This window comes from Serratia sp. 2723, assembly GCF_050434425.1.
Taxonomy (GTDB): domain Bacteria; phylum Pseudomonadota; class Gammaproteobacteria; order Enterobacterales; family Enterobacteriaceae; genus Chania.
On sequence record NZ_JBNDIN010000002.1, the window covers coordinates 381,419 to 398,177 of the forward strand.

General features: G+C 53.9%; 13 protein-coding genes, 1 tRNA gene and 2 pseudogenes. 5 read left to right on the top strand and 11 right to left on the bottom strand.

The genetic code is table 11. The annotated features are described in order from the left end of the window. Nucleotides 1-57 precede the first annotated feature (57 nt). Both bacA and folB read right to left on the bottom strand, forming a co-directional pair. A complete protein-coding gene (gene bacA / locus ABIE29_RS04400) occupies nt 58-882 on the bottom strand; it encodes an undecaprenyl-diphosphate phosphatase (protein WP_429617001.1) in 825 nt (274 codons plus the stop codon). Between the two features lie 140 nt (nt 883-1,022). Then, on the bottom strand, nt 1,023-1,382 hold the full coding sequence (folB, locus tag ABIE29_RS04405; protein WP_429617002.1) for a bifunctional dihydroneopterin aldolase/7,8-dihydroneopterin epimerase: 360 nt from the start codon (nt 1,380-1,382) through the stop codon (nt 1,023-1,025). 107 nt (nt 1,383-1,489) lie between these two features. Here folB and plsY point away from each other — a divergent pair, with 107 nt between their 5' ends. Continuing rightward, nucleotides 1,490-2,128: a glycerol-3-phosphate 1-O-acyltransferase PlsY gene (gene plsY / locus ABIE29_RS04410; RefSeq protein ID WP_429617003.1), complete on the top strand. Its 639-nt coding sequence runs from the start codon at nt 1,490-1,492 to the stop codon at nt 2,126-2,128. A gap of 30 nt (nt 2,129-2,158) precedes the next feature. Here plsY and tsaD read toward each other — a convergent pair whose 3' ends face one another. Beyond that, nucleotides 2,159-3,172 carry a tRNA (adenosine(37)-N6)-threonylcarbamoyltransferase complex transferase subunit TsaD gene (gene tsaD, locus ABIE29_RS04415; protein ID WP_115159962.1) on the bottom strand — a complete coding sequence of 338 codons (1,014 nt, stop codon included), beginning with the start codon at nt 3,170-3,172 and terminating at the stop codon, nt 2,159-2,161. 324 nt (nt 3,173-3,496) lie between these two features. Between tsaD and rpsU the strand changes: the two genes are divergently transcribed. The 3 genes from rpsU (at nt 3,497) to rpoD (ending at nt 7,593) form a co-directional block, all read left to right on the top strand. Beyond that, nucleotides 3,497-3,712, top strand: coding sequence for a 30S ribosomal protein S21 (rpsU, locus tag ABIE29_RS04420; RefSeq protein ID WP_001144069.1), 216 nt, complete (start codon nt 3,497-3,499; stop codon nt 3,710-3,712). A 137-nt stretch (nt 3,713-3,849) separates the two neighbouring features. Continuing rightward, the gene (gene dnaG, locus ABIE29_RS04425; protein ID WP_429617004.1) at nt 3,850-5,598 is read left to right on the top strand and encodes a DNA primase; all 1,749 of its coding nucleotides are present in this window, start codon (nt 3,850-3,852) and stop codon (nt 5,596-5,598) included. A 156-nt stretch (nt 5,599-5,754) separates the two neighbouring features. After that, nucleotides 5,755-7,593: an RNA polymerase sigma factor RpoD gene (rpoD, locus tag ABIE29_RS04430; protein WP_024528266.1), complete on the top strand. Its 1,839-nt coding sequence runs from the start codon at nt 5,755-5,757 to the stop codon at nt 7,591-7,593. Nucleotides 7,594-7,642: 49 nt separating this feature from the next. On the opposite strand, the gene mug is transcribed toward rpoD, so the two are convergent. Then, entirely contained in the window at nt 7,643-8,131 is a 489-nt protein-coding gene (gene mug / locus ABIE29_RS04435; protein ID WP_429617005.1) for a G/U mismatch-specific DNA glycosylase, read from the bottom strand. A gap of 148 nt (nt 8,132-8,279) precedes the next feature. Here mug and ABIE29_RS04440 point away from each other — a divergent pair. Further along, nucleotides 8,280-8,356 (top strand) — tRNA-Ile (locus tag ABIE29_RS04440). Nucleotides 8,357-8,449: 93 nt separating this feature from the next. On the opposite strand, the pseudogene ABIE29_RS04445 reads toward ABIE29_RS04440, so the two are convergent. From ABIE29_RS04445 to ABIE29_RS04475, 7 genes and pseudogenes are all read right to left on the bottom strand, one after another. Then, nucleotides 8,450-9,279: pseudogene (locus tag ABIE29_RS04445) on the bottom strand (DUF4942 domain-containing protein). Between the two features lie 34 nt (nt 9,280-9,313). Next, entirely contained in the window at nt 9,314-10,342 is a 1,029-nt protein-coding gene (locus ABIE29_RS04450) for an alpha/beta hydrolase family protein (RefSeq protein WP_429617006.1), read from the bottom strand. 39 nt (nt 10,343-10,381) lie between these two features. Continuing rightward, nucleotides 10,382-10,870 carry a hypothetical protein gene (locus ABIE29_RS04455; RefSeq protein WP_429617007.1) on the bottom strand — a complete coding sequence of 163 codons (489 nt, stop codon included), beginning with the start codon at nt 10,868-10,870 and terminating at the stop codon, nt 10,382-10,384. A gap of 6 nt (nt 10,871-10,876) precedes the next feature. After that, on the bottom strand, nt 10,877-11,110 hold the full coding sequence (locus tag ABIE29_RS04460) for a hypothetical protein (RefSeq protein ID WP_429617008.1): 234 nt from the start codon (nt 11,108-11,110) through the stop codon (nt 10,877-10,879). An 86-nt stretch (nt 11,111-11,196) separates the two neighbouring features. Continuing rightward, nucleotides 11,197-12,164, bottom strand: a pseudogene (locus ABIE29_RS04465) (IS5 family transposase). A 356-nt stretch (nt 12,165-12,520) separates the two neighbouring features. Then, the gene (locus ABIE29_RS04470; protein ID WP_429617009.1) at nt 12,521-13,897 is read right to left on the bottom strand and encodes a DUF3999 family protein; all 1,377 of its coding nucleotides are present in this window, start codon (nt 13,895-13,897) and stop codon (nt 12,521-12,523) included. Beyond that, nucleotides 13,894-16,668: a DUF2339 domain-containing protein gene (locus tag ABIE29_RS04475; protein ID WP_429617010.1), complete on the bottom strand. Its 2,775-nt coding sequence runs from the start codon at nt 16,666-16,668 to the stop codon at nt 13,894-13,896. The genes ABIE29_RS04470 and ABIE29_RS04475 overlap by 4 nt, the downstream gene beginning before the upstream one ends. Nucleotides 16,669-16,759 lie beyond the last annotated feature (91 nt).

The following is a 16,759-nucleotide window of genomic DNA, read 5'->3' on the forward strand; positions in this document are numbered from 1 at the left end:
ACATAGTGGGCAGAGCGCCCACTATTGGAGAGAAAACGTTCGAGTCAGGTGGTGATACTACATAAACACCATGTAGACCGCCGCCGCGACCACAAAGCGGTAGATGGCAAACGGCACAAACGAAATACGCTTGATCAGTTGCAGGAAGGTTTTTATCGCAATCAGCGCCACCACAAATGCGGTGGCGAAACCGACGGCAAACATCGGCAAGTCATTGAGTGTCAGGAAGTGCAGGCTCTTGTACAGATCCAGACCGCTGGCTCCGAGCATCATCGGCACCGCCAGAATGAAGGAGAACTCTGAGGCCGCATAGCGGCTCACGCCCACCAGCATACCGCCCGAAATGGTAGAGCCGGAACGGGAAAAGCCAGGCCACAGCGCCAGGCACTGGAAGCAACCGATCAAAAATGCCTGCCGGTAGGTAATATCGTCCAGCCCGACCGCACGCGGCTTTCTCGGTTTCAACCATTCGGCGGCCAGCAGCAACAGGCCCCCAACGACCAAGGCATACATCACGTTTCTCGGTGCAAACAGGGATTTGATCACATCGTGGAAGATCAGCCCCAGAACAACCGCCGGGATCATCGCCAGCAAGATATGGCCCAGTTTCAGCCGCCCTGCCGTGTGCCCTTCATGAGGCACCGGTTTGCCGCCAAAGTGAATGCCGATCAGGCCAAACAGACGGCGCCAGAACACCACTACCACCGCCAGGATCGAACCCAGTTGGATAATAACTTCGAAGGTTTTTGCTTTATCACCGGTAAAACCCAGTAACTCACCAACGATAATCATATGCCCAGTAGAGGAAACCGGCAGGAACTCTGTCAGCCCTTCAACTACCCCAAGCACAAATGCCACAAACAATGAATGCATGTCCGCCATCAGACCACTACCCCATTTCAAATTTAACGCTATTAAAGGTACAAGCACAAAAAAGCGGCAACGTTCAATACCTTGCCGCTTAAACAATTCTAGTTTCAGACCAGCATATCGGTCTTTAGTTGCATAACAGTGACAACTTGTCAGGCTGGGCGCTGGCCGCGTTCGATGATCACGCCAACCCGGCTGGCATGCGCGACCGCACCTGGCTTGCTGACCTTGATACGGACCCAGGGAGATTTAAAGCGCCGTAGCAAAATTTCGGAAACCTCCTCTGCGACACGCTCCACCAACGCAAAACGATTGGGCTGCACATGCTGGATGACCGCATCGCTGATATCGGCATAGCTCAGGCAATCATTCACATCATCGCTGGCAGCCGCCTGGCGGTTGTCCCATGCCATTTCGATATCGAACACCAATTTTTGCTGAATGGTTTGTTCCCAATCATAAACGCCAATGGTGGTGATCACGCTAAGCTCTTCAATAAATACGATATCCATCACGTCATTCTCAGTTTTTGGCCTTGTCGGATACCACTTCCGACGGAATATGCGTATTATCCATAGATGTTGCGAGTAAAACGACCATTATTAAACGGAACCGCGCTATGAGTGCTACCGCGCTTGGCATGATTATCTTCGCGTATCTGTGTGGCTCAATTTCCAGTGCGATCCTGGTTTGCCGGATCGCCAGGCTACCGGATCCGCGTGAACATGGATCGGGAAATCCAGGGGCGACCAACGTCCTGCGTATCGGTGGCCGCCTGGCGGCGGCTACGGTGTTGGTGTTCGATATTCTCAAAGGGATGTTGCCAGTCTGGTTGGCCTATGCGTTCAACGTTCCACCGTTGTATCTGGGTCTGACGGCGATCGCCGCCTGTCTTGGGCATATCTACCCGGTGTTCTTCCACTTCCGTGGGGGAAAAGGCGTGGCGACGGCATTCGGTGCCATTGCGCCGATCGGCTGGGATCTCACCGGCCTGATGACCGGCACCTGGCTGCTGACCGTACTGCTGAGCGGCTATTCTTCGCTTGGGGCAATCGTCAGCGCGCTGATTGCGCCGTTCTACGTCTGGTGGTTCAAACCGCAGTTTACCTTCCCGGTGGCGATGCTTTCCTGCCTGATCCTGATGCGCCACCACGACAATATCCAGCGCCTGTGGCGCGGCCAGGAAGGGAAGATCTGGGGTAAGTTCCGCAAGAAGAAAGACGGTGTTGTGAAGCAGGAAGAAAACAAAGAAGAGTGATCGAGGGCCGGAGATTCCGGCCCTTGGCTTTTACACCGCAGGCAGCTCTGCCAGCGGCCAACGTGGGCGTACGGTAACGCCCAACTCCGGGTTACCCCCGTTTTTCATTCGAACCATCCCGGCATAGGCGATCATCGCCCCATTGTCGGTGCAGAATTCCGGGCGGGCATAGAACACTTCGCCACCGCGTTTTTTCATCAATTCAGCCAGCTTGCTGCGCAATGTGCGGTTGGCACTGACACCACCGGCCATCACCAGGCGTTTAAATCCGGTCTGCTCCAGCGCGCGTTTGCATTTGATCGCCAGCGTATCCACCACCGCATCCTCAAAAGCACGGGCAATGTCGGCACGGGTTTGATCGTCATTGCCGTTGGAGCGGATGGTGTTGGCGGCAAAGGTCTTCAGGCCGGAGAAACTGAAGTCCAGCCCTGGGCGGTCGGTCATTGGGCGTGGGAAGGTAAAGCGCCCTTCCGTGCCCTGCTGTGCCATTTTCGACAGCATTGGCCCGCCGGGATAATCCAGCCCCAACAGCTTGGCCGTTTTATCGAACGCTTCGCCAGCGGCGTCATCGACCGACTCCCCCAGCAAGGTATATTCACCAATCCCGGTCACGCTGATCAGTTGGGTATGGCCGCCAGACACCAACAGCGCCACAAACGGAAACTCCGGAGGATTATCTTCCAGCATCGGTGCCAGCAAGTGGCCTTCCATATGATGCACCGGCACCGCAGGCACGCCCCAGGCAAACGCCAACGCGCGGCCAATGGTTGCCCCGACCAACAAGGCCCCCACCAGACCCGGCCCGGCGGTATACGCTACGCCGTCAATATCGGTAGGCTTCAGGTTCGCCTCTTTCAGTGCGGCCTGGATCAGCGGCACGGTCTTGCGCACGTGGTCGCGAGAAGCCAGCTCCGGCACCACGCCGCCGTAATCGGCATGCAGTTTCACCTGGCTGTAGAGTTGATTGGCTAACAAACCGGCTTGATCGTCATACACTGCAATACCGGTTTCATCGCAGGACGTTTCTATACCCAATACGCGCATTACATTTCCCATCATTCACGTGCGGCCGCCAGTTTATCACAATCAACGCCATTTACCGCCTGCCTGCAGCACCCTGGCCACGATGGTGCGCTATGTCGATGATTCACAAGGTTGCCCGCCGGGTGATTAAAAACGAGCAATTTTTTCTGATTAGTCTATAATCGGCGGCCGATGCATAATTGCGCGAGTTTGCCGGAACGCGGCGTGTTTCAATTTGCTATGGTGCTTTACAAAGCAGCATCCATTGAAGTAAAATTCCGCACCATTTTGAAAAGGCTGGCGCTTGGCCAGCAGCAAACCGAATTCTATTGAGGTGAGAGGCACATGCCGGTAATTAAAGTACGTGAAAACGAGCCATTTGACGTTGCACTGCGTCGTTTCAAGCGTTCCTGCGAAAAAGCGGGTGTTTTAGCTGAAGTTCGTCGTCGTGAGTTCTATGAAAAACCGACTACCGAACGTAAACGCGCTAAAGCTTCTGCAGTAAAACGCCACGCGAAGAAACTGGCTCGCGAAAACGCACGCCGCACTCGTCTGTATTAATCCTTCGGGGGTAACCCCACCGCGTGATTTTTTTCTTTTTCAAGAACACGCAGACCGAGTAGTTGCATACGAAGGCCGTGCTTTCCGAAAGGAATGCGCGGCTTGTTCTCGTTTATAGGCAATCGTAACAGGGGCTTATGGCTGGACGAATTCCGCGTGTATTTATCAATGACTTGCTGGCTCGCACCGACATCGTCGATCTGATCGACGCTCGGGTAAAGCTTAAAAAGCAGGGCAAGAACTATCACGCGTGCTGCCCGTTCCACCACGAAAAAACGCCTTCATTCACCGTTAATGGCGACAAACAGTTTTATCACTGTTTTGGTTGTGGAGCGCACGGTAACGCCGTCGACTTCCTGATGAATTACGACAGGCTCGAGTTTGTCGAAACCATCGAGGAACTGGCCACCATGCACGGGCTGGAAGTGCCTTACGAGGCAGGCACCGGACCGACGCCAATCGAACGCCATCAGCGTCAAAGCCTATATCAACTGATGGAACAGCTCAGCGCGTTCTATCAACAGTCACTGCATCAATCCAACGGTACGCAGGCGCGTAATTACCTGCAACAGCGCGGATTGAGTGACGACGTTATCCGCCATTTTGCCATCGGCTTTGCACCTGCCGGTTGGGATAATGCATTAAAGCGTTTCGGGCGTGATACCGACAGCCGGGCAGCACTGAACGATGCCGGAATGTTGGTGACTAACGATCAAGGGCGCACTTACGATCGCTTCCGCGAACGGGTGATGTTCCCCATCCGCGACAAACGCGGGCGGGTAATCGCTTTTGGTGGGCGCGTTCTGGGCGACGGTATGCCCAAGTACCTGAACTCACCGGAAACCGAAGTATTCCACAAGGGCCGTCAGTTGTACGGCCTGTATGAAGCACAGCAGAGCCACGCCAACCCGCAACGTTTGCTGGTGGTCGAAGGCTATATGGACGTGGTGGCGTTAGCGCAATATGGCATTGATTATGCCGTTGCCTCACTCGGAACCTCGACAACGGCTGAACATATTCAGTTGCTGTTCCGCGCCACCGATAACGTTGTCTGCTGTTACGACGGCGACAGGGCTGGCCGTGAAGCCGCCTGGCGCGCGTTGGAAACCGCACTGCCCTATCTGAACGACGGGCGTCAGTTACGGTTTATGTTTTTGCCAGACGGCGAAGACCCGGACACCCTGGTCCGGAAAGAAGGCAAAGATGCCTTCGAACAGCGAATGGAGCAGGCGCAGCCGCTTTCCACTTTCCTGTTCGAAACGTTGATGCCACAGGTCGATCTGAGCAGCCCGGATGGCCGTGCCAAACTGAGTACCTTGGCGCTACCGCTGATCACTCAGGTGCCGGGCGAGACATTACGTCTCTACCTGCGCCAACAGCTAGGCAGCAAACTGGGCCTGCTGGACGATAGCCAGCTCGACAAGCTGATGCCCAAGCAGGCGGAAAATGCGAATACTTATCAGGCGCCCCAGCTAAAACGCACAACCATGCGTATACTGATAGGGCTACTGGTGCAAAATCCGCGTTTGGCTACACTTATCCCTTCCCTGGAAGGGCTTGAGCAGACTAAGCAGGCGGGCTTACCGCTATTTGTTGAACTGGTGCAGACCTGTTTAGCGCAGCCGGGCCTGACTACCGGCCAGTTGCTGGAACTGTACCGCGATAACAAATTGAGCCAGCAGCTTGAAACCTTGGCGACATGGAACCATATGATCGTTGAAGAACAAGTTGAGCAACACTTTTTAGATACTCTGACGAATCTCTATGACTCGGTGCTGGAAAAACGTCAGGAAGATTTGATCGCTCGTGACAGAACGCATGGCCTGAGTGCAGACGAACGCAAGGAACTCTGGTCATTACAGCTGGCATTAGCGAAGAAAGACTGAATACCAAACGGCTTAAGTGCCGATAAATGCGAGGGCTGAGCCCTGCAATATGCCGCCACAGTGGGCCGCGGCAACAACAAAAACGCCCCAAATGCTATTGTTGGCGGTTTCGCCGACCGACACCAACCCAATACTCTGAAGTGTGGATACCGTCTTATGGAGCAAAACCCGCAGTCACAGCTTAAACTTCTTGTCCAACGTGGTAAGGAGCAAGGCTATCTGACCTATGCTGAGGTCAATGACCATCTGCCGGAAGATATCGTCGACTCCGATCAGATCGAAGACATCATCCAGATGATTAACGACATGGGCATCCAGGTGATGGAAGAAGCACCGGACGCCGATGACCTGCTGCTGGCTGAAAACACCAACAGCACAGACGAAGATGCGGAAGAAGCTGCCGCTCAGGTGCTGTCCAGCGTAGAATCTGAAATCGGGCGTACCACTGACCCGGTGCGCATGTACATGCGCGAAATGGGTACCGTTGAGTTGCTGACGCGTGAAGGCGAAATCGACATCGCCAAGCGTATCGAAGACGGCATCAACCAGGTGCAATGCTCGGTTGCCGAGTACCCTGAAGCCATCACCTATCTGCTGGAGCAGTACGATCGTGTCGAGGCTGGCGAAGCACGCCTGTCCGATCTGATCACCGGCTTCGTCGATCCTAACGCGGAAGAGGACATCGCACCTACCGCAACGCACATCGGTTCTGAATTAACCACCGAAGAGCAGGACGACGACGAAAAAGACGAAGACGAAGAAGACGAAGCTGAAGATGACAACAGCATCGACCCTGAACTGGCGCGCCAGAAGTTTACCGATCTGCGCGATCAGTACGAAGCCACTCGTCTGGTTATCAAAAAGAACGGCCGTAGCCACGCCAGCGCAGCAGAAGAGATCCTGAAGCTGTCTGAAGTGTTCAAGCAGTTCCGCCTGGTGCCAAAACAGTTCGACTTCCTGGTCAACAGCATGCGTACCATGATGGATCGCGTTCGTACGCAAGAACGTATCATCATGAAGCTGTGCGTTGAGCAGTGCAAAATGCCGAAGAAAAACTTCGTCACCCTGTTCGCCGGCAACGAAACCAGCGATACCTGGTTCGCAGCGGCACTGGCAATGGGTAAACCATGGTCAGAGAAGCTGAAAGACGTTAATGAAGATGTTCAGCGCAGCCTGCAAAAACTGCGTCAGATCGAAGAAGAAACCGGCCTGACCATCGAGCAGGTGAAAGACATCAACCGTCGTATGTCGATTGGTGAAGCGAAAGCCCGCCGCGCGAAGAAAGAGATGGTTGAAGCCAACTTGCGTCTGGTTATCTCGATCGCCAAAAAATACACCAACCGTGGCCTGCAGTTCCTGGATCTGATCCAGGAAGGCAACATCGGCTTGATGAAAGCGGTAGACAAGTTTGAATACCGTCGTGGCTACAAGTTCTCAACTTACGCCACCTGGTGGATCCGTCAGGCTATCACCCGCTCTATCGCCGACCAGGCACGTACCATCCGTATTCCGGTGCATATGATTGAGACTATCAACAAGCTCAACCGTATTTCGCGCCAGATGCTGCAAGAGATGGGCCGTGAGCCAACGCCGGAAGAGCTGGCCGAACGTATGCTGATGCCAGAAGACAAAATCCGTAAGGTGCTGAAGATCGCCAAAGAGCCGATCTCCATGGAAACGCCGATTGGTGATGATGAAGATTCACATCTGGGCGATTTCATCGAGGATACCACCCTCGAGCTGCCACTGGATTCTGCCACCTCTGAAAGCCTGCGTTCTGCCACGCACGACGTACTGGCTGGCCTGACCGCACGTGAAGCGAAGGTGTTGCGTATGCGTTTCGGTATCGATATGAACACTGACCACACGCTGGAAGAAGTGGGCAAACAGTTCGACGTTACCCGTGAGCGTATTCGTCAGATCGAAGCCAAAGCGTTGCGTAAACTGCGCCACCCAAGCCGTTCAGAAGTGCTGCGTAGCTTCCTGGATGACTAAGGTTTAACGACCTGGTAAGAACCCCGGCTCGCCGGGGTTTTTTTATGCCTTATTTCAGCGCCAGGAATAGCTCGCGGTAACTCTCGGTAAGCTGCTCCAGCGTGGCACGGTTCAATCCGCTGGGATTAGGCAATACCCACACCTCGGTTTTACCTAACATCATCTCCTGACGCCCCCAAGGCGCATTACGCACGCCAAATGCACTGCTGAACGCCTGTTTCCCCAGGATCGCCAAAGCACGCGGTTGGTAACGCAGAATTTTTTCTTTGAGCACCTCTCCACCACCGCGCAGCTCATCACGTGAAAGTTCGCTGGCAGCCACCGTTGGGCGCGCGACCAGAGCTGTGATCCCGCAGCCATTATCTTGCAGTTGTAGCCACTGTTCCGGTGCCAACTGGCGATCGGTGAAACCCGCCTGATGGATCACCTTCCAGAAGCGGTTGCTACCATTGGCGAAGGGATAGCCCTGATGGGCAGAGGAAAGGCCAGGATTGATGCCGCAGAACACCACCTGTAGGTTTGGTGCCAAGAGTTCCATGAGTATCACCAGTCCGTTAAAAGGAATTAACAGCGGTTATCGCAAAATCTGCCTGCAATTACAACAGGCTAGAACTGTGCATAAAAACATCATATGGTTTTATGGGTGTAGACCTGCATCCCATGATTACCGTATAATCACGCCGCCTGGCCCCTTAGCTCAGTTGGTTAGAGCAGGCGACTCATAATCGCTTGGTCACTGGTTCAAGTCCAGTAGGGGCCACCAAATAAAACAAGGAGTTAGATGAGAAATCGTCTGACTCCTTTTTCGTTTTATTGGAATCGGGTCAGGTAAGGAATTGCTTCCCTGCTCTCTTCATCATCTCGCGGCCAGCATCCCCGGATAGTGCTTCGCCACAATATCATTCATCTTTTCTGTCAGCTCGCTCCGCTTAAAAGTGATATGTGCGGTTCCCTTCTGAAAGTAACGAATACTGAAGAACTCATCTTCGTAAACTTCCTTCAAAGGGTTGTCCCGAATATGCTCCATAAATCGGGTAGTAACATCGCCACGGTTGTCAGGGATCGGTTTACCATCCAGCAGGAACAGCATTCGCTCCAGGTCGGCCAGTTGGTCCCTCCGGTAACTGTGGTTCAGTGTAAATCCCCATTGGTTATAACTCACCAGACCATTGACGATCACTTTCTTGCCAAATTTACAGGGATGGTTCGATTTGTAGTCCCAAGAGAGCGACTTGAAGACGTTGATCCCCCCCGTTCAAACACCTCGCCCTTATCACGGTGCAGCTACTCGAACGTGCTGTAAATGCTTTCTTCGCTGATAGCTGGAATAGCATTCTCTTCCAGGTTTCTGTACCACTGGTCACGGACCTGAGCATCCATGATCGCGAGCATACCGGAGCGCTTCATCAGATCTCGCCATATATCGCGATCAAGATTGCGGGTGATCACTGGCATGGCTGTTTCTGCTTTCTCCATAAGCCAGCAGTCGCAGCGGAAGTCTTGTCTCATTGCCCAATCTCTTGCTATTCCTCCACCAATGCTGTTAGTGATGACCGAAATATCTTCTAGCTGGTAAATAAGGGCTTCAATCTGCGTCAGCGTGGTGTTACGTCTGGTGACGATACGTTCAATACTGGTGGAGCAAATCACTTCGGTGTAGTACTGCCAGCCGACATCTTTCGCCAGCCCAAAGGTGTACGTCAGCCTGAACGATACATTCTTAAGCTCCATTGTCCTGCCAGACTCCGTTAAGAAAATGGGAGATATCCTCACCTATCATGCTGTGCACAGCCGTTCGATCAACACCTGCAGAATCCACGCACAGTGCCGGCGTAGCTGCCCGCAGTTCAGATGAGCAGGGAGCAAGGAAGACAAAATGGCCAGCACCCGGAATAACTCTCAGCTGCGGTTTTGAAGGCAGTGTGCTCGCCAGCTCGCCAGCATTCTGCTGCCAGGAAAGCTCTTCATCTTTGTCACCGGTGAAGATTAGCGTAGGTTTAGTGAGCATTTTAAGGGACTCAGGAGAGAAAGGCGCGCTCACCGGTGCCATCAGCACCCACGCTTTAATGCGTGGATCTGATTGAGGTGCGAGAGAGGGACTGTCGTTTTTGATATGCCCCTTTGCCAGGCACATGGCTTCTACCTGATGATTTTCGCAGTAAATGACGTAGCGCGACGGTTCAATCCTGCCGCCAGCCAGCAGTAATCCCGTTTCGCCACCAGATGAGAAGCCGATAAAAGCAATTTTGTCAGCGTCAATATACTGGCTAAGATCCGGGTTATTCAGCGCTGCCGTGATGGCGGCAGAGATTTGCAGGGGGCGACCGTATATAGTGCTGGCAGCGCCCGCGCCTGACTGATCCTTGTAATTATCACCGGGATGACTGAGGGTGATCACGATATTACCCTGACGGGCAAGTGAGGTTGCCAGATCATGGTGACTCCACAGACTGCCCGCGTTGCCATGCGAAATTACTATCAGCGGATAGCGTCCCGGCTCAATTTTCACTGCATTGCGTGCTGAAACATGGTAGGGGCCAAACCTGCTCAGCGTATTGCCCACCATGTTGCTAGGGTAGAAATAGACCGCTTCCATTGGCTTCCGCGCAACAGGATCTATCACTACTAACCGCCGGAAACCCGCTTCATCAGCGGGTTGGGCCCATGCAGAAACCAGACAGCCCGAACAGAGGGTATATAGTGCGATATGGCGAATAAACTGAAGTACACCGCTGAGTAACTTACTCATTAAAATCATCACCTTTTATTCAATCAAATTTGTCCTGATTCAGACTAACACTTCTGCCGCGCTTTTCTGGCTGAGAAAACCGTTCGGGCTGGCGGTCAGACCGTAAGCTCCGGACTGGAAAATGACAATATAATCCCCCGGCTCTGCTACAGCGACATCCCCCTGATTCAACAGAATATCCAGCGGTGTGCATAGTGGGCCGACCACGTTGGCTACTTCGCGCTGTTGCCCCTGTACTTTGTTACCTATGACAGCAGGATAGTTGCGGCGGATAAGCTGGCCTAGGTTACCCGAAGCGGCAAGATGATGGTTCATGCCACCATCAGCGACCAGATAGGTCACGCCATGCGAGACCTTGCGGTCAATAATTTTCGCTACATAGATACCCCCTGGGGCAACGAGAAAACGCCCTAGTTCCAGAATGATTTCCGCCTCCGGCAGATACTGTTCTGCTTTAGCAACCAAGGTATGCATGGCTTCGCCTACGGATGCCACATCCAGCTCTTTATCCCCCTGGAAGTAAGGCACTCCAAATCAACCACCGAGATTAAAACGGCGTACTGGGCCAGGTGCGATTTTCGCCAGCTCAATCACCAGATCCAACGCCTTACTCTGTGCTTCGATCAGGAAATCAGCCCGTAAGTTTTGTGAACCGGGGAAGATCTGAAATCCTTCGAAATGCAGTTGTTCAGAATTGTCACGGATCACCATCATAGCTTCCTGCACACAGGACACATCCATGCCGAACTGGCGCGGCCCACCGCCCATTTTCATACCGGACGAATTGAGGTTGTAATCGGCTTTGTTGAATAAATCCTATTTGGAATAAGCATCCCGTAGCAGGTTGGTGCCAGTCAGGCGATACGCACACTTTCAGGCATACCAGTCTTCGTCATTTTGTTCAGCGCACGCACCATGGCCATAGCCTCCGCCACCTGACTATCGTCATCACGCAGCGTCAGTGAACCACCGAACAACTGTTTTACCCTGTACATCGCCGTTTCCGCTATCGAGCGACGGTTATACTCCGTTGTCCATTTCCACCGCGCATTGCTCCCGCTCAGCCGCTGATTAGCAACCGCTCGGTTACGGTCTGCATACTCGCCCGGCCAGTAACCTGCTCCCTTTCGAGGAGGGATGAGAGCGCTGATTTTCTTACTGCGCAGTTCATCGTGACATAACCGGGTGTCATAAGCCCCGTCCGCTGCCGCTGACCTGATTTTTCGGTGGGTCTGCCTGATCAGGCCCGGGAAGGCTTCTGCATCGGTCACATTGTTCAGTGACAGCTCCGTACAGATGACTTCATGTGTTTTGCTGTCAACGGCCAGATGCAGCTTCCGCCAGATACGACGGCGTTCTTTACCGTGCTTTTTGACTTTCCACTCACCTTCACCGAAGTCCTTCAGCCCGGTAGAATCAATCACCAGGTGTGCGATTTCACCCCGAGTAGGTGTTTTAAAACTGACGTTAACCGACTTGGCCCGCTTGCTGACACTGGTGTAATCCGGGCTGCGCAACGGAACACCCATCAGGGCAAAAATGGAATCAATAAAGCCCTGTGCGGCCCGCAGGGTCAGCCGGAATACGCGTTTAATCACCAGGACAGTCGTGATGGCAAGCTCAGAATAGCGCTGAGGTCTCCCCCGTGATGAAGGTATTACTGACTCATACCAGGTCTGAATAGCCTCGTCATCCAGCCAGAAAGTCATGGAGCCTCGATTGATAAGGGCTTGGTTGTAAGTGCGCCAGTTGGTGATCCTGAACTTCTGCTTTGCCACGGGACTGCCTGTGTTGTCAGAGGATGCGTGATCTGATCCTTCAACTCAGCAAAAGTTCGATTTATTCAACAAAGCCGTGTCACACTTAACGGGCCTGGTACGCTGAAGTCGCAGGTGTATATTGACGGCGAACGTGCCGATGTGGGTCGCACAATATATGTGAACACCAGCAAAAGCCGTTACTGTGAGTTCTGTATTGCAAGGTAATAGCGGCGGGGTAACGGCGGGTTCGTACAGTGGCTCGGTGGTTCTAGTGGCCAACATAATATAAAGATAAGTATACTTTATAGATTAATATCAATTAATTAACATCACTTCGTGCTTTTTCCTGCAATACACAAGGGGCAACGCCAACCGCGTCCCCCCTTGTTTTCCCTCCCACCAGCCAGCAATCACCAGCTCATTCTGGCTTCTGCTGAACCTCTTTCCACAGCTTCAAGGCCAGCAACACCAGCCCACCGGCCCCCAGCACCAATAGAAGCCAGAGCAGACCTTTCTTCCACATGCTGGCCTCTTCTGCGGCATCTACCGCGCTCAAGCGTTCGGGGCCACCCAGAGTCACTTGGGATTGTAACCCGGCCTGTGGCAACACATCGGCATCTATCGTTTTACGCAGCTCCGCCGGGATCAGGCTATCTAGAGGGATCGCCTGAGACTGGGCCGATTTATTTCCCCACGCCAGCAGGAATGGCGTGGTTCCCTGGGCATTGAATATCAAGGTTTGCCTGTCGCGCTGCGCCGAGACTTCCGGCAGCGAATCGCCCCATTGCTGGTTGATGCCTTTCAAGCGAATACCCTGCACCAGCAAACCGTTCAGCGGAATTGCCTCTGCGGTGCGCCCATTCACCGAGAACACCACCTGCTTGGTCAGAGGGTGCCAACTGTCACTGACTGCGCTGCGGTAATCGATCTCAAGTGGCAATACCGTATTACCTTGCGTTGGGCGAATGCTGATATTGTTCAAGGATTGAGGATTCGGCCAGGTATATTCAGCCTCACTGGCGGAAATGGCTTTCTGCTTGAACAACAGGTTAATCCTTTGCTGCTCGGTGTGGCTGGAGATGACAATTCCCTGCGCAGACTGGATCTTCAGATTAGGAACGGCTTTGGCATCTTTGAACACCAATAACAGATAACGAGGATTGGCAAAACCCTCCAGATCGAGGGTATCCAACAGCAAACGATCGCTGCCGGAAAGCAGATCCATCAACGGCACATCTACAGCGCTGCGCGACCAGTCTTTTAGATCGCTGCTATAAAACACATTAACGCGGGTTTGCCAGTTCTCGGGCAGACGCTCCCAAGCCAGTTTCAACTGAGTCAAATGGGGATAGCCCCCCTCATGCCGTGGGACCTCCAGCAGATAGGTACTTCCCATTGGCTTGTCGTTATACAACGGCATGGTGACTTCGACACCACCCGCGGATTTAAGCGAAATGACCTGTTGTTCCCGATCGGTGACCCTTTCGCCATTCATCGGGAACAGGCGCAAAGGGAAAGTCTGACTATTTTCCTGCGTGGTGACGTTCGCGGTCAGCGCAAAGGGTACGGCCTGCCCCTGATTGTTGAACACCCGCACATCGCGCATATCCGGCCATACGCTCTCGGTATATATCACCTCAGGCAGTTCGATACGGAAAAACGGCGCGCTACCTTCAGTGGTGAGCGGCATGCCGTAGGCGAAACCTTGCGGTTTTTCTGTCACTGGCTCCGCATTGGCCGCGCTGGCCAGGCAAAGTGACCCCAGCAGCAGCCAGTTATTCAATTTTACTTTCATACATTCCCTCGTTCGCTTGCCACATTGGGTTCCTTACCGCGCACCGCTTTGGGTGGCAATGGGGAAAAATATCCCACGATCAACACCAGTATCGCCACGCCGATAAACGCGATGGCGCGAGCTAATCCACCGCCCCGGACGCTATCAACCAACATCAGTTTAACCATGACAATACCCAGTAACGCCGCACCGCCGAACCATACCTCACGCTGTCCACGGCGGGTTGACCACACCATGACGATCAGCGCCATCAGCATCCACAGCAAAGCGAAGGTGGTCTGCACCAGACGGGAGTTCCAGAGCGTATCGGCCCGCCAGGTAATATCGGCGTAATAGGCCAGCACACGCAGGACCATCCCATTGCCCCACCAGAACAGCACCGCGATAGTAAACAGCGGCAGCGCCTGTTTCAGCAATGTAGAAAATTGCGGGTATTCCCGCCGGACAAACAGCCCCAGAGTCACCAGCGCCAAGAGTGCAAAACCAGCGCCCTCTTCCAACGGGTTCAACAGCGGCAAATAACGCCAGCCTAGACTGACCCCATCAAACACGTTGCCTACCAGCAACAGCAGCAGAGCCAACGCCGCCAATGGGGCCAGCGCAATTGCGCCATATAGCTGACGATGTTCGGCAAACGGCCAGCAACCTTTGCGCAGTGCGCCATGAGTTGCCAAAATGATCAGGGAGATGAAGCCCATTTGCAGCCCCAGCCGCCACTCATCCATGCCCCACGGCAAGCGCATCGTGCGCCAAAAGACTTCATAGCCCAGCGCGAACACCACCATCCAGAACAACGACAGGTGTAATCCTTGCTGCAGGCGCGGTAACGGCAGAGTGCCCACTTCACGCTTCAGCAGCCAGTACGCCACAGGCAAGGCCAGCAGCCAGACCAGGTTTGGCCAGCCGAAGGACAATAAAGAATCAAGGCCGACCAGTTGGAACAACAGCATGGCCAACATGCCTGGCCACAGCAGACAAATGCTATAACGCAGTTCGAGCCAGGCCAGCCTTTGTGCCAACCAGCGCCACAGCACCACGGATAGCGTCAACAAGGCCAACGCCAGGAAAGCCCCGTAGTCATAGCTAAGCGGCAATCGCCCGGCAAAACCGAGCAGACAAATCAACCAGAGCAGGATCCCGCCAGCCAGGAAGGAATGGCTGACATCCTGTCTAAATGCGGCTTCGCTCCCCAGATCGCGCCAAAGGAATGCCGCCACGAGCCAGGTTAATGCCAGTACGGCGAACACAAGCGTGAAGGAGAGCGTCGTCATTCCAGCACCAAGAGCTACCAAGGCAAAAACCAGGGCCGACACCACTAGACCAGAACCGCTAAGGCTCATGCGGATTTGCTTTTGTTCACGACCAAGCCAAAGAATGCCCAGCCCTTCCAGCGCCCAAGCCATGGATGTCCACTCAGCGGACAGCGCCAATGGGATCGCCAACGTAGTGAACACTCCGCCCAGCGCCAAACATGAGACCGCCAACATTCGGCCCAGGGATGGATAACGCTTCATTGCGGCCCAGGCCAGTAACAGGTAAGCCAAACCGAAGCCCAGCGCCGAGAACGCCGGGCCAAACTCCCACTGGCGAACGATCAGATACTGCATGCCAAAACCGATTAACGGTGGGCCAAACAGCAACGCACCATCAATAATCTTCTCACCAGGCAACTGTGCGCGCAGAGTCAAAGCCAGGCATAGCACGCCAAAAATCACGATATTGGCAATCAGGAACAGCTGGCAACCCAGGTAGTATTCCGGCAGATAATTGTTTACTCCCCACAGCCCGGCGACGCCAAAGGAAAAAACAAAACCCAGCAGGTTAAGTGGCCGCCACGGCTGCCAGACACTGATCGCCAAAATGCCCAGCGAGAGCAATAGGTAATAGGAGAATAGCGCGACATAACTACCCCCCCCGGTAGACAGCAGCAACGGTGAAAGATAGCCGCCAATGCTGGCAAGCATCGCCAGGCTGAGGGCGCGCTGCAATACGGCCAGCCCCACGCTGGCGGCGCAGATCACCAGCATCAGGCCAAATGCCAGCATATGTGGCAACAGTTGATAAAGCCGGAAGGCACCAAATACGGTGATATAGAGCGCACCAACTGCGCCCCCCTGCAGGATCAGGGCATACATCGTCTGTTTAACACGCAGACGCCAGCCAAACCACAGTAAAACACCGCTCGCCACCGCCGCGCCCATTAACCTGAACTCAATAGGCAGCATGTCGTGTTCAACGGTGTATTTCATCAGGTAAGCCAAACCGAAGAACAGTAACAATACCCCCAGCTTCGCCAACGGGTTGCCCTGCATAAACCAGCCAACCAGCCCGCTGAGCAGATCGTTTTTCGGTTGCAGCGGTTTATCAATGGCGGGTTTATCAGCAACGGGTTTAGCCACCGGTGGGCGAGGGATGGTTGCTACTGGTGTGGCTGGTTTTGGATCCCATGGCGATATAACCGGAGAGGGTTCGGCTATGTCAACAGCGGGCTTAACGGTAGTCTGTTGTGTCGCGTGCGCCGCAAAGTCATGCGTTGTCTTCGCCGCCACAGGTTGCGCCTGGGGAACGGGCGTTGGCGTCGGACGCGATCTCCCGGTTCCCTCGAACCGAAGGTCGTCAACCTGTTTTTGCAACTGGGTAATGGTCAGTGTCAGTTGGGCAATTTCCTGCTGGTTACGGTTGCCACGCCCGAGCGATACCACCACTGAAATGGGTAATACCACCAGGCATAGGAACAATGCCAAGCCAGCGATAAATAGTAATCCGTCCATGGTGTTGCCTTTCGATCATTTATCGTGGCATCAGTCTTACACAAAAACATAACCGCCGACAATGAATTGATACTGCCAACCTGGTTCAGGC